The 13,265-nt window shown below is 70.1% G+C and carries 8 protein-coding genes; 4 read left to right on the top strand and 4 right to left on the bottom strand.

Going from position 1 to position 13,265, the window contains the following annotated elements; translation table 11 throughout:
- Nucleotides 1-97: 97 nt before the first annotated feature.
- Nucleotides 98-2,167 carry a glycoside hydrolase family 48 protein gene (locus tag AOM46_RS01075; protein WP_062204213.1) on the bottom strand — a complete coding sequence of 690 codons (2,070 nt, stop codon included), beginning with the start codon at nucleotides 2,165-2,167 and terminating at the stop codon, nucleotides 98-100.
- Nucleotides 2,168-2,738: 571 nt separating this feature from the next.
- On the opposite strand from AOM46_RS01075, the gene AOM46_RS01070 reads away from it, so the two are divergent.
- A complete protein-coding gene (locus tag AOM46_RS01070; RefSeq protein WP_062204210.1) occupies nucleotides 2,739-4,130 on the top strand; it encodes a glycoside hydrolase family 6 protein in 1,392 nt (463 codons plus the stop codon).
- Nucleotides 4,131-4,596: 466 nt separating this feature from the next.
- On the opposite strand, the gene AOM46_RS01065 is transcribed toward AOM46_RS01070, so the two are convergent.
- The 3 genes from AOM46_RS01065 to AOM46_RS01055 all read right to left on the bottom strand — a co-directional run bounded on the left by AOM46_RS01065 (nucleotide 4,597) and on the right by AOM46_RS01055 (nucleotide 9,719).
- Nucleotides 4,597-7,290 (bottom strand): WD40 repeat domain-containing protein, encoded by a 2,694-nt coding sequence (locus AOM46_RS01065; RefSeq protein WP_062204206.1) that lies wholly within the window; start codon nucleotides 7,288-7,290, stop codon nucleotides 4,597-4,599.
- A 35-nt stretch (nucleotides 7,291-7,325) separates the two neighbouring features.
- A complete protein-coding gene (locus AOM46_RS01060; RefSeq protein ID WP_158920168.1) occupies nucleotides 7,326-8,384 on the bottom strand; it encodes a WD40 repeat domain-containing protein in 1,059 nt (352 codons plus the stop codon).
- A 297-nt stretch (nucleotides 8,385-8,681) separates the two neighbouring features.
- Nucleotides 8,682-9,719: a LacI family DNA-binding transcriptional regulator gene (locus AOM46_RS01055; protein WP_062204200.1), complete on the bottom strand. Its 1,038-nt coding sequence runs from the start codon at nucleotides 9,717-9,719 to the stop codon at nucleotides 8,682-8,684.
- Nucleotides 9,720-9,952: 233 nt separating this feature from the next.
- Here AOM46_RS01055 and AOM46_RS01050 point away from each other — a divergent pair, with 233 nt between their 5' ends.
- Genes AOM46_RS01050 through AOM46_RS01040 form a run of 3 tightly spaced genes read left to right on the top strand, consistent with a single transcriptional unit; the run spans nucleotide 9,953 to nucleotide 13,252 of the window.
- On the top strand, nucleotides 9,953-11,290 hold the full coding sequence (locus AOM46_RS01050) for an ABC transporter substrate-binding protein (RefSeq protein WP_062204197.1): 1,338 nt from the start codon (nucleotides 9,953-9,955) through the stop codon (nucleotides 11,288-11,290).
- A 13-nt stretch (nucleotides 11,291-11,303) separates the two neighbouring features.
- Nucleotides 11,304-12,329: a carbohydrate ABC transporter permease gene (locus tag AOM46_RS01045; protein ID WP_062204193.1), complete on the top strand. Its 1,026-nt coding sequence runs from the start codon at nucleotides 11,304-11,306 to the stop codon at nucleotides 12,327-12,329.
- A complete protein-coding gene (locus tag AOM46_RS01040) occupies nucleotides 12,329-13,252 on the top strand; it encodes a carbohydrate ABC transporter permease (protein WP_062204191.1) in 924 nt (307 codons plus the stop codon). The genes AOM46_RS01045 and AOM46_RS01040 overlap by 1 nt, the downstream gene beginning before the upstream one ends.
- Nucleotides 13,253-13,265: the final 13 nt, after the last annotated feature.

Here is a 13,265-nt window from a genome sequence, read left to right as displayed (position 1 = left end):
GGACATGCCGAGGGCCCTGGTGCGCTCTCACCAGGGCCCTCGGTGACCGGTGGGTCAATGGAGGGGATCACCCACCGAGCTTTCGCCTCGCGGCCTCCTACCCCTCGTCCCCGAAGAGGTTGGTGTAGGTCGCCAGGGCGATGGCGATGTCCGCCTGCGCCCAGAAGCGGTGGTATGTGAACGTCGGGGCGTCCCCACCGTTGAGGTACTCCTCCACCTGCGGCCAGTTCGGGTCGTCGTGGTAGAAGGACCGGATCGACTCGAAGGTCGAACCGGGCTCCACGACATCCCCGTTGGGCATGGTGCCACTGAAGCCGGCCGGCACATAGACCTCGTCGTCGAACCGACCGAAGTCCGTCCGCTCCTCCTCGGTGGCGACACCGAGGTCGTCGGAGTTCGCGACCAGCGCGTCGAGCAGCCCGGCGGCGGTCTCCTGCGCGGCGGTGTCACCGGTGGCGGCCGCGTAGAACGACAGCGCGTTGGCCAGCGAACCGGCCACGCCCACGTCCTGCGAGTGGCTGGCGACGGTCACATGCAGATCGGAGTTGTCACCGGGGTTGTCCGGGTTCCAGGTGTCCGGCTGACCCGACCACGACAGGGTGGACGGAATCGCGAAGTCGGCACCGTTGCCCACGGTCACCTCGGGCAGCACCCAGGCGACCCACTTGTCCAGCACCTCGCCGGCGAGCGCGTCACCGGACTCGTAGTAGTACTCGGCCAGACGCTGCATGGACCAGGCCTGCATGCCGAACCACTCGTTGGACGGCGGGTCGTGGTAGACCGGGTCCTCGTCGTACCACATGCCGTAGAAGGTGGACGTGCCGGCCGGCGGCTGGGCGTAGGCGCCGTCCCAGCTGTTGTTGGCGCCACCGGCGATGCCACCCTCGTCCGACTGCAGCCACCGGTAGAACTCCACCATCCGGTCCAGGCTGGTGCCCCAGTCGTCGCCAGCGGTCGGCGAGTCGGGGATCAGCGCGGAGTCGTTGGAGAGCGCGTAGGCGGCCAACGGGTTCTGGTAGCCGAAGTGGTTGAAGCTGGAGCCGATCCGCCAGGCCCAACCCGCGGAGGCGTCGAGCGCCCCGCCCCACGCGAAGTACCAGGACATCAGGTACTGGGAGCTGTTCTTGCCGTTGCCGGCGGGGCACTGGGTGGGCCCGACGCACTCGCCGACCTGCTTGAAGTACTTGTCGTACATCGAGTAGCGCAGGTAGTCGCCCAGCTCAGCGGCCTTGGCCACGGTATCGGCGACGGCACCCTGGTTGCCCTGCTCCGTCGCCCACTGGTTGGCCCAGTAGGCCGCCTGCACCGCGCGGGCGTCGGCGTCCGGAGCGTTGGTGTAACGCCACTGGGTGGCGTACGCCGCGTCGTCCGTGAAGAGGTCGAGGTAGCCGTTCTCGCCACCGAACGTGAAGTCGTCGCAGGACGGGTGGGGAACGGTCTCCCACACCGACTCCTGCGGACCACGCTGGAAGGTGTTGATGAACGACGGCCCGTCGGCGTTGTTCCCACAGGGATCGCCGGGCGTGTTCCCGTAGCCGTAGACGTTGTCCACGTCCTGCAGCCAGTGCATCGCGTAGATGTCGTCCGTGCCGTAGGTCGACGACAGCTCGTTGGCGAGCGGGTCGTCGCCCACCGGAACGTTCCCGTCCAGCGCCGCCGGATAGTTCGACGGGTCGTTGGACTCCGGCGCGTAGGTCGCCGGCGACGAGGGGTCGTAGAAGCTGTTGGTCGGCTGATCCACGGCCCCGGGGATCATGTACTCCTCCATCAGCGCCCAGGAGTCGTTGAACGGCCCCCAGTCGCCGGTGACCTGGCCGTACTGCGCCTCCAGCCAGATCAGATAGGAGTAGGCCTCCGACGTGGTCTCGTGCCCGTGGTCGGGTGCCTCCACGATCAGCGTCTCGACCGCGTGGTAGGGGATGCCCTCGGGGGAGAAGTAGCCGTTGGCCGGGTCCTTGATCTTGTCGTACAGCTCAAGGAACTGGTCTTCGTACTGCTGCGCGTCTATGCCGTCGGCGGCCGACGGAGCGGCGGTTCCACTGCCGGCCAGGGTCAGCCCCAGCGGCAGGGACAGCGCCACGGCACCGGCCACCCAGAGGCGGCGGCCCTTCTTTCGTGATCTCGCTCTTGTTGAAGTCTCGACGGGAGATCCACGGTGGACTCGCATCGACCCTCCTCGCGGCTCGGTGGGGGGAGATAAGGCGCCCGTCTGGTGACGCGCACCCGGCCAGTGGGAGCGCTCCCAAGAATCCGAGCATTGCCTGAACACGTCAACCCCTCCGACAAATCCCATGCTTAAGGGGCAGGTCAGCGGCGAATTCTTGAACGACCCCTTGGCGAACGGGGGTTGTTTGGCCTACGGTCCCTTCAACCAGTGGGAGCGGTCCCAAGGAGTTCGAGGCGTCGTGCACCGGCGCCGGACGACTGGAGTCGCTCCAATGCACCCCCCATGTCCCCCACCACCCCCACCACCTCCCAGAAGAGTTCGGCCACCGTTCCCGGCCATCGCCGGGGACATCGCAGCGGGCTGCACAGCCGCCGGCCGGGCCCCCTGGTACGCCGTGGGCGGGCGACGGACGGGACCGTGCGGCGGCACCACACGGTCGCCCCGGCCCGCACGCCCGTCGACGCCCCACGGACCAGGTGAGCCCACCGGTTCGCCCTTCCCTGCCTGACGCACGACGGCCCCAACACGTCATCTCCGTTGGGCCGACGCAACCATCTGGAGGAAGTACCGCATGAGCCGCACCAACCCCCCACGGCATCGACGCAGGAAGACCGCGCTCCTCGCGGGTGCCCTGCTCGGCGCTGGAGTGATGACGGTGAGCACCCTCGGCATGGCCTCGGCCAACGAGGACGCCCAGCCGCTGGCCCGCGTCGACAACCCCTACGAGGGCGCCGGCGTCTATGTGAACCCCGACTGGGCGGCCAACGCCTCCGCCGAGCCGGGCGGTTCGGCCATCGCCGACCAGCCCACCGCGGTCTGGCTGGACCGCCGCGCCGCGATCGACGGCGGTTCGGCCGGCAACAGCACCGGACTGCGCGAGCACCTCGACAACGCGCTGGTCCAGGCCCAGGACCACGAGAACTTCGTGTTCCAGGTCGTGGTCTACAACCTGCCGGGACGTGACTGCGCCGCGCTCGCCTCCAACGGGGAGCTGGCGCCGGACGACCTGGCGACCTACCAGAACGAGTTCATCGACCCGATCGCGGAGATCATCGGCGACCCGGCCTACGCCGACCTGCGGATCGTCACGATCATCGAGATCGACTCGCTGCCGAACCTCGTCACCAACGTGAGCCCGCGCGAGACGGCCGTGCCCGAGTGTGACGAGATGCTGGCCAACGGCAACTACGTCAACGGCATCGCCTACGCGATCGAGCAGCTCGGCGCGATCGAGAACGTCTACAACTACATCGACGCCGGCCACTACGGCTGGATCGGTTGGGACAACAACTTCGGCGCCTCGGCCGAACTGTTCGCGGAGACCGCCACCACCGGCGGTGCCTCCGTCGACAACGTGCACGGTTTCATCGTCAACACGGCCAACTTCGGTCCGGCGGTCGAGCCCTACTACGACGTCACCGACACGGTCAACGGCCGCTCGGTGCGCGAGGGCTCCTGGGTCGACTGGAACAACTACAACGACAACCAGTCGTTCGCCCAGGCGTTCCGTCAGGAGCTGGTCTCCAAGGGCTTCTCCTCGGACATCGGCATGCTGATCGACACCTCGCGCAGCGGCTGGGGCGGTTCCGACCGTCCGACCGGCACCAGCTCCTCGACCGACCTGGACACCTATGTCGACGAAAGCCGCGTCGACAAGCGGTTCCAGACCGGCAACTGGTGCAACCAGGCCGGTGCCGGTCTCGGCGAGCGCCCCGAGGCCTCGCCCGCGCCCGGCATCGACGCCTACGTGTGGATCAAGCCCCCGGGTGAGTCGGACGGCTCCAGCGAGGAGATCCCGAACGACGAGGGCAAGGGCTTCGACCGGATGTGCGACCCGACCTACGAGGGCAACGCGCTCAACAACTACAACATGTCGGGTGCCCTGCCCGACGCGCCGATCTCCGGGCACTGGTTCTCCGCGCAGTTCCAGGAGCTGCTGGCGAACGCCTACCCGCCCCTGTGATCCGAGCCCTTCGGACCGGGTGACCAACCCTGCCCGAAGGACCTGGTGACAACCAGAGAAAACCCCCCACGCCCGCGCCCCCCTGGCCCACCCCGGCCCGGGGGGCGCGGTGCCTCCCACCACACACGGCGGGTTCGCTGCGCGGCATCAGCAGCCCGGGGCCGGTTCGCTGCGAAAGTCCAGCAGCACGGCACGAAACGGCCGCGCGGCGCTGGCGTCCCGGCACGGGCTCACTGTGCAAGGCCGGCGCCTCGGGACGGACGGCGCGACGTCAACCGCACAGCCAGCTCCTGCACTGCACGGAGCAGTCCGCGCGACGCAAGCAACACGCAGCGCGCGCACGGGCGTCGGCCTCGCCGCACGGAGCGAACGGCTTCGGCATGACACGGCCGTGGACCGCACCGCAGGTCTCGCGCGACGGGCCGCACCACGTCGGCTGCACGGCACGAGCCAGACCGCGTGAGCCTCACCGTGTTGGCAACGGCCAGAGGCGGGCGCCGAACTGGGTTACGGTGACCAGGGTGTGACCGTCGGGTGAGAGCGCGACGCCGCCGTCGGCGCAGCCGAACGGTATCTCCGCCAGGGTGCGGCCGGTGGCCGCGTCCCAGAGGACGCCCCAACCGTGACTGCCAGGGAAGTACGCGCGGGGGCCGGCCGTCGACCACACCAGCTGGCCGTCCGGTTGATCGTGTATCGGCAGATCCCGCACCGCCGTGGTGGGCGCGACCGTGGCGTCGCCGGCGCCCTCGCCCAGCGGAAGCAGCCACAGCCCGGCGTGCCCCCGATGGGTGGCGCCGGCCACCGCCAGCCGCTCGCCGTCGGGCGAGAAGGCCAGGCCGGTGATCTGCCGCAGCCCGGCCGGCACCGGAACGGGGACGGCGGGGCCGCCCACCTCGCGGACGATCACCCGGCTGAGCGCGTCCCGCACGCCGAAGGCCAACCGTTCGCCCGTCGCGTCCAGCGCCGCCAGGTCGACCCTGGTGCCGCGCCAGGAGACGGTGTCCTTCAGGGGTTCGGCCAGCGAGAGCACCGGCTTTCCACTCGCGGTATCGACCACCACGACCCGGCCCGTGACATGGGCCGCCATGACCAGCCGCGAGCCGTCGGCGCTGAAGGCCAACCGGAGTCGTTCCTCCTCGTCCCAGGGCAGCGTGGGCAGGGTGAACACCCAGCGGGTGCGGCCGGTCGCCACCTCGTCCAACGCCAGCACCGTCTCCTCCCCCAACAGGCCGCGCGCCAACACGTCGCCGCGTGGGGAGAACGCCAGGTCGGAGAGGTAGGCGGCGCCCTCGACCGGGGGCAGCAGCAGCGCGTCGACCCGGCCCTCCCCGGCGTCGTCCGACGGCCACCGGCACAGCACCTGGGGGCGGCCGACGGAGTCCCGGTCGAGCTTGGTGCAGAAGGCCAGCGCACGGGCCCGGTCGGCGACCGCGGCGACCCGTACCGACCAGTGGGAGCAGGGCAGTTCGTCCGGCTCCGGATCAGGCCCCGGACGCGGATCCGCCGAGGTCCGGCCGGCCAGCGCGGGCGGCAGCCCGGTCAGCAGCACCCGGCCGGGGCCCGGCTCCTCGCCGGCCGGCTCCTCGTCGCCGTCCGGCCTGGCCAGCCCGTCGAGGAACCAGGCGTCGATGTCCTCCTGGACCACCACCAGGGCCCGACCGTCGGCGGTGAACCCACCGATGGCCCCGGCCGGGTCGGCCCACAGGGTGCGGCCCGCGCCGTCGAAGAGCAGCGAACCGAAGTCGGCGCCGATGAAGGCGAACGGTCCGCTCGACGTCCAGCAGGCGCGCGCGGTGATCGCGGCGGACGGCGAGTCGGCGTCCAGGCCCTCGGTGAACCCGCCGGGGCGCAGCAGCCGGCCGCCGACCAGCGTGGCGCCGCCATCGGCGGGGCGCTCGACCATGAACAGCCTGGCGGCGGGGCGTGCGGCCGTGGCCAGACCGGCCCGCTCGGGCACTCCGCCGACCGCGCCGCCGACCACGAACAGGCCGTCGCCTGCGGGCGCCAGAGCCAGCGCCGCGATCGAGCTGAGCCCCGTGTCGGCCACCGCCAGCACCCGCCCGTCGGCCACCGCGCGCAGCACGACCCGGCCGGCAGGACCGGTGTGCGCGACCAACTTCCCGGTGCCGTCCAGGGCGACGGGCCCAAAGGCGTCCTCGCCCTCCGGGATCCGCAACAGCACCTCGCCGGTGGCGCCGACCAGCACCGCCACCACATCGGAACTTCCCGTTCCCACGGCGACCCGCCGGCCGTCGGCGGAGAAGCCGAAGCGGACCAGATCATCCATGCCGGCGCCGGTGTCGTCGGAATCGGCGGTCGGGGCGCCCCACCCGTTCGCAACCGGTTCCGGACGCCCGTCCGGCACCGGCTCCTGATGCGGCGACACCCGCCAGAGGCGTTCCCCGGTGCGCACCGACCAGCCGACCCATGCGCCCTCGACCGCCGCCACCACCACCTCGTCGTCGGGGCTGATCGCCAAGTCATAGGACTCGTCATGGTGACCGGCGCCGTCGAGATACCAGACCAGCGGGGCGTCCCTGGTGGTCTCCCAACGGACGATGTCACCGCCGTTGTGGTGCCACTCGGCCGCGGCGGCCATCGCCAACCAGCCAAGACCCGAGGGCGCGGCGACCGCGCTCGCGCCGTTGTAGAAATAGGCGGCGCGGCCCTCGCCGCCCTCCGGGCAGTCCAGGAACTCCTCGTCCGACGGCTGTTCCTCGGGCTCGTCCGCCCAGTCCTCGGCGACCGGACGGGGCACCGTGCCGGTCTCCACATGGTCGAGACGACCGAGCGCCCGGGTGCCGGCGAGGGCGTGGTAAGGGCGGATGTCGCCCGCGGTCCACCGGGCCCACCAGTCGTCCGGCATCGGACGCTGGGCGGCCGGCCAGCGCAGCACCAACGGGCGCAGGGCGAGCAGTTCGTCCCCGGGAAGCCGCTCCAGCAGCCGGCAGATCTCCCACCAGCCCGCCTCGTTCGGCCGGGCCGACAGAAGCTCCCGCGACCGCGCCCCCGGGTCCAGGTCCGGGTCAAGCTCCGGGTCAAGATCCGGGCCCTGGTCAAGATCCGGGCCCGGCGGCTCGGGAACGCGATCGACATGCGGAGAACAGGAGGAGTGCGGGGAGTTCGAGGGGTGCGGAAGATCGTGGTCCGAGGGGGGCATGGCGTTGGTCCTAGGTTCGGCGGGCGTGTCGGCGGTCAGCCGAGGTCGTGGCCACGGACCTCGGCCGGGGTGGCCACGACCAGCGCGCGGCCGTCGGGGGTGAGCGACCAGGCCGTGGAGCGGCCGAGATCGGACACCGAGCACAGGGGTTCCCCGGTGTCCAGCTGCCAGACCGTGACGGTCCGGCCCGCGCGCACCGCGGCCCTGGGGCCGTCGGGCCCCCACACCGGACGGAGCGTCTGCTGGCTGGCCTCACCGGGCAGCGGGCCCAACCGGCGGCGCGCGCCGACCCCCGTCCCGTCGACCGTCCCGTCGACCGCGACGAAGACCGCCTCGGCGGCCCCGGCGACCACGCCGAGCACCACCAACGTCCCTCCGTCCGGCGCGAAGGCCAGGCCGGCGCACCAGTCGAGCCCGGTGGGCACCACGGCCAACTCCCCGCTGGCCGGGGTGAGCACGGCTATCCCGCCGTCGGGCGCGCGCTCGTAGGGGCGGCAGAGCCGGAACGCGAGCCGGGACCCGTCCGCGTCGACCGCGATGGCCTCGCTGCCGCCGACCCTGGGCGGTTCGGCGGCACCGTCCACCAACCGGCCCCCGTCGACCGCCGACCAGGCCAGCACGCTCCGGCTGCTCTGATCACAGCCGGCGACGGTCCTTCCGTCCTGGCTGACGGCGAGGCGCAGCGCGTCGCTCTCGCCGAAGCCGCCGTAGACCGGACGACTGAGCGAACGTCGCCAGCGCTCGGATATCTCCGGCTCCAGCGCGAAGTGCGCTATCTGACCTATCTGTTGCTCCTCGGTGCCACCGAGGGAGACGGTGAGCGCTGCCTCCCCCGAGCTGAACAGCAGATCCCTGACCACCGCCCCCTGCGGACGGCGGGCCAACGGGACCCGCCGGGGCGGGCCGACCTCGCCCGCCCGGCAGAGCAGCAGCTCCGCGAGGCCGGGGAACCAGGGCGCGGCGGTGGCCACGGCGATCCGGGACAGCCCGGCCGTGGCCGCGACGGCGGTGACGCGTTGCGCGGCGGCCGGCCGTCCGGGCAACGGCCGGCGAAGATCCAGATCGCCTGGCGCGCAGAGTTGTCGAACAGCCATGCAAGGGACCATAGACCGCCGCACCGACAGTGGACGCTCCCTTGCACAACCTTCTGACAACGGTCGGACGGCGGTTGCGCAGCGATCGGAGAACGGTTGGACAGCGGTCGGCCGGCGGTCGGCAGGCAGTCGGACAGCGCCGATTTGGCCGAGAACCTGCGCTGTGGGAGCGCTTCTACGGGCGGGTGCCGATCGGAAGGCCGCCGACGGGGGATCCGGGAGTGTCGGCCGGATCCCCCGTCGGCCCGAAGGTCGCCGCCCGTCGGCCGGAGGAGCGCGACGGACGGCTTCGGCGGCTCAGGAGGAGGAGCGACGCACCAGCTCGGTCGGCAGCACCAACCGGGGCCGGTCGGGCCCGGCGTCGGAGATCTCCGCCAACAGGGCGCGCGTCATGGCCCGCCCCATCCCCTCCATCGGCTGCCGCACACTGGTCAGCGCCGGATCCATGTGCCGAGCCAGCGCCGAATCGTCGAAGCCGACCAGGGCCACATCGCCCGGAACCGAACGCCCCAGCTCACGCAGGGCGCGCCGGGCGCCGATGGCCATCAGGTCCGACGCGCAGAAGACGGCGTCCAGACTCGGCCGGCGCCGCAGCAGCTGGTGCATCGCGGCATGGCCGCTCTCCTCGGAGAAGTCCCCCTTGGCGGTCAGCTCCTCCTCGGGCTCCCGCCCCGCCGCGCGCAGCGCCTCGCGGTACCCGTCCAGCCGGCAGCGGGCCACATACATATCGGCGGGACCCGTGATGGTGGCCACCGTGGAACGCCCACGACCGAGCAGATGCTCCACGGCCAACTGTGCGCCACCGACGTTGTCACAGTCGACATGCGGGACCATTTCGCCCGATGAACGCCGCCCATTCATCACGACGGGGATGCCCATTTCAGCCAACTGATCGGGCATGGGGTCGTCGCCGTGGACCGAGACCAGCAGCACGCCGTCCACCCGATGACTGGCCGCGTACTGGGCGAATCTGGCTCGTTCCTTGGGTGTTCGGATCAGCGTGAGCAGCAACTGGATGTCGGTGTCCGCCAGTTCAGCGCTCACGCCCCGGATGATCCCGGAGAAGTACGGCTCGGCGAACAATCTCGTCTCCGCCTCAGGCACCACCAGCGCGATGGCGTCCGAACGGTTGGCGGCCAGGGCCCTGGCCGCTCGGTGCGGCACATAGCCCAGATCGGCGATGGCCTGCTCAACCGCCGCACGGGTGCGCTCGCTGACCCGGGGGGACCCGTTGATCACACGGGACACCGTCCCTCGGCCCACGCCCGCGCGAGCGGCGACCTGCTCCAGGGTCGGTCTTCCGTCACGTCCAGCGCCGCGCCTTGATACTGCCATCGGTTCCTCCCGTTTGCGCCCCAGAATCCAACTACATCACGGATACCGAGACGACTCGTTCTACGACTTGACACTCGCCGAGGGCTCAGGAAGCCTTCAACCCACCACATCTGGGAGCGCTCCCACGCGCTCGAACCCTACAACCCGTACGTTCCAACCCGGGCCCGTCCCCCCACAGCCGCACCACGGCCTGGAACGGCAACGTCATCTGAGCGCCAGGAGGACGACGCGTCATGCGCGATAGAGCACGCACTTCTTACCGACCCAGCCGCAGATCCACCAGGATGTTCGCCATCGGCGTCGCCGCCACTCTCGCCACCGGCCTGCTCGCCGGCTGCAGCAGTGACGACGACGACGGCGACAACGGTGGCAACGGCGATGGTGAGGTGACCCTGCGCATCGGTGTCTTCGGACAGTTCGGGTTCGAGGAGGCCGGCCTGTACGAGGAGTACATGGCGCTCAACGAACACGTCACCATCGAGCAGGACTCGATCGCCGAGAACGGCGACTACATCACGCAGCTGCGCACCCGTCTCGCGCAGAACAGCGGCCTGCTGGACATCCAGGCCATCGAGGTCGGCAACATCGCCGAGATGGCCGGCGACCTCAACGGCCGCTGGGTGGACTTCAACGAGTACGAGGACGTGGACACCGGCCACTTCCTGCCCTGGAAGCTGGATCAGGCGACCTCCGAGGACGGTCGTGTGATCGGGCTCGGCACCGACATCGGCCCGACCGGCATCTGCTACCGCACGGACTACTTCGAAGAGGCCGGGCTGCCGACCGACCGCGACGAGGTCAGCGCCCTCTTCACCGACTGGGATGCGTACCTCGCCGTTGGCGAGGAGTTCGCCGCCAACGGGCCGGCCGACGTGGCCTATCTGGACTCCGCCGGCGGCATGTTCAACGCGGTGGTCTCCGGCTACGAGGAGCGCTACTACAGCGCCGACGGCGAGATCAACTACCAGGAGACCGAAGCCGTCCAGACCGCCTGGGACCTCTCCGTGCAGGCCGCCGAGGCCGGCCTGACCGACCAGCAGCAGCAGTTCCAGGACGAGTGGAACAGCGCCTTCGCCAACGGAGCCTTCGCCACCGTGGCCTCCTGCCCGGCCTGGATGCTCGGCTACATCCAGGAGCACGCCGGCGAGAACGGCCTGGGCAACTGGGATGTCGCCCAGTCGCCGGGCCCGTCCAACTGGGGCGGCTCCTTCATCGGGGTGCCCGAGGCCGGCAGCAACAAGGAGGAGGCCGTCAAGCTGGCCGCCTGGCTGACCGCCCCCGAGCAGCAGGCCAAGCTCTTCGCCGAGCGCGGCAGCTTCCCCAGCTCCGCCGAGGCGCACCAGCTCCCCGAGGTGCTTGAGGCCACCCACGAGTACTTCCAGGACGCGCCCATCGGCGAGATCTTCACCCAGGCCGCCGCCGAGATCCCGACCACGATCATCGGCCCGTCGGACCAGATCATCCAGGAGAACATCACCAACGGCCTGGTCGCCCTCGAACAGCAGGGGCTCTCTCCCGACGATGCCTGGAGCAGCGTCGTGAGCCAGCTGGACAACGCACTCGCGGAATGACCAGGACAGGTAGATGACGACTGACCACGCCAAGGCCGCGCCCCCCGACTCCTCGGGGGGCGCGGCCCCGCGCCACACATCCGACAAGTCAAGCGAGCCCACCGAACGGGAGGCCAAGAAGCTGGAGCGGCGGTCCCGTTGGTACCGCTGGGATCTGAAGTACAGCCCGTACGCCTTTATCTCCCCCTTCTTCCTCTTCTTCGCCGCCTTCGGGCTCTTCCCGCTCATCTACACGGGGTGGGCGGCACTCCACCAGTCGTCGCTGATCGACCCGAACAACATGACCTGGGTCGGCCTGGACAACTTCACCCGCCTGTGGAACGACGAGTTCTTCTGGAACGCGCTGCGCAACACGTTCACCATCGGCATCATCTCGACCGTGCCACAGCTGCTGATGGCCCTGGGCCTGGCCCATGTGCTCAACTACAAGCTGCGCGGCAGCATGGCGTTCCGCGTCGCCATGCTCACTCCGTACGCCACCTCGATCGCGGCGGCCACCCTCGTCTTCGCCATGCTCTACGGGCGCGACTACGGGATGATCAACTGGGCTCTCGGGCTGGTCGGCATCGACCCGGTGAACTGGGAGGCCGGCACCTGGACCTCGCAGTTCGCGATCTCCACCATCGTGATCTGGCGATGGACGGGCTACAACACCCTGATCTATCTGGCCGCCATGCAGGCCGTGCCGAACGATCTCTACGAGTCGGCCTCGCTGGACGGCGCCTCCCGCTGGCAGCAGTTCCGCTATGTCACCATCCCCTCACTCCGGCCCACCATCATCTTCACCGTGGTGGTCTCCACCATCGGGGCTACCCAACTCTTCGGTGAGCCACTGCTGTTGGCAGGTAGTCCAAACGGCGGTTCGCAGAGCCAGTACCAGACGCTCGGGCTCTATCTGTACGAGACGGGCTGGGTCAACCTCCACCTCGGCCGCGCGGCGGCCATCGCCTGGGCGATGTTCCTGTTGCTGATCGTCATCGGGCTTCTCTACTGGCTGCTCACCCGCCTGGTGGGCAAGAGCAATGGCGAGGAGGCGTGATGGCCAGCACCACCGACGCCGTCGCGACGGACACCACCGCCGAGCCGGAACCCGCTCCTCGGCGGAGCGCGCGCAAGCCGCGCGGGAAGGCCAACCAGGCGGGCGGGCATCTGCGCGCCGGCTGGCTGACGTATCTGATCCTGATCGTCTTCTCCGTGGGCTCGCTCTTCCCCCTGGTGTGGTCGGCGATCGCCGCCTCGCACACCAACTCCCGGCTCTCCGAGCCCACGCCGCCGTTCTGGTTCGGCGGGCGCCTGTTCGACAACCTTGACCGGGCCTGGAACGACGCCAACCTCGGCAAGGCGATGTTCAACACGATCTTCGTGGCCGGCACCATCACCATCTCCACGGTGCTGTTCGCGACGCTCGCCGGGTTCGCCTTCGCCAAGCTGCGGTTCCGGGCCAAGAACCTGTTGCTCCTCCTGGTCATCGGCACGATGATGGTGCCACCGCAGCTCACGGTGGTTCCGCTGTTCATGGCCATCGCCGAGCTGGAGTGGACCGACCAGCTCCAGGCAGTCATTCTGCCGACGATGGTCAGCGCGTTCGGCGTGTTCTTCATGCGCCAGTACCTGGTACAGGCGCTGCCGTCGGAGCTGATCGAGGCAGCTCGGATGGACGGGGCGAACAGCCTCCGCGTGGTGTGGCACGTGGTCTTCCCCGCCGCCCGACCCGCCATGGCCGTGCTGGGCATGCTGACCTTCGTGCTGGCCTGGAACGAGTTCTTCTGGCCAATTATCGCGCTGACCCAGCAGAACCCGACGGTGCAGGTCGCGTTGACCGGGCTCGGCCAGGGTTATGTGCCGGACCGTGGCGTGATCATGGCCGGCGCGCTGCTGGGCACGCTGCCTCTGCTGATCGCGTTCGTGCTGTTCGGCAAGCAGATCGTCGGCGGCATCATGAACGGCGCACTCAAGGGCTGAGCGCTTCGCCAGC

The organism is Streptomyces sp. NBRC 109706 (assembly GCF_000974485.1).
Lineage (GTDB): Bacteria > Actinomycetota > Actinomycetes > Streptomycetales > Streptomycetaceae > Streptomyces.
This window is presented reverse-complemented; position numbering and strand designations above follow the sequence as displayed.

Excerpts from the sequence above, each read along its gene's own strand:
- AOM46_RS01075 (WP_062204213.1), bottom strand. The coding sequence starts at position 2,167 with ATGCGAGTCCACCGTGGATCTCCCGTCGAGACTTCAACAAGAGCGAGA.
- AOM46_RS01070 (WP_062204210.1), top strand. The coding sequence starts at position 2,739 with ATGAGCCGCACCAACCCCCCACGGCATCGACGCAGGAAGACCGCGCTC.
- AOM46_RS01065 (WP_062204206.1), bottom strand. The coding sequence starts at position 7,290 with ATGCCCCCCTCGGACCACGATCTTCCGCACCCCTCGAACTCCCCGCAC.
- AOM46_RS01060 (WP_158920168.1), bottom strand. The coding sequence starts at position 8,384 with ATGGCTGTTCGACAACTCTGCGCGCCAGGCGATCTGGATCTTCGCCGG.
- AOM46_RS01055 (WP_062204200.1), bottom strand. The coding sequence starts at position 9,719 with ATGGCAGTATCAAGGCGCGGCGCTGGACGTGACGGAAGACCGACCCTG.
- AOM46_RS01050 (WP_062204197.1), top strand. The coding sequence starts at position 9,953 with ATGCGCGATAGAGCACGCACTTCTTACCGACCCAGCCGCAGATCCACC.
- AOM46_RS01045 (WP_062204193.1), top strand. The coding sequence starts at position 11,304 with ATGACGACTGACCACGCCAAGGCCGCGCCCCCCGACTCCTCGGGGGGC.
- AOM46_RS01040 (WP_062204191.1), top strand. The coding sequence starts at position 12,329 with ATGGCCAGCACCACCGACGCCGTCGCGACGGACACCACCGCCGAGCCG.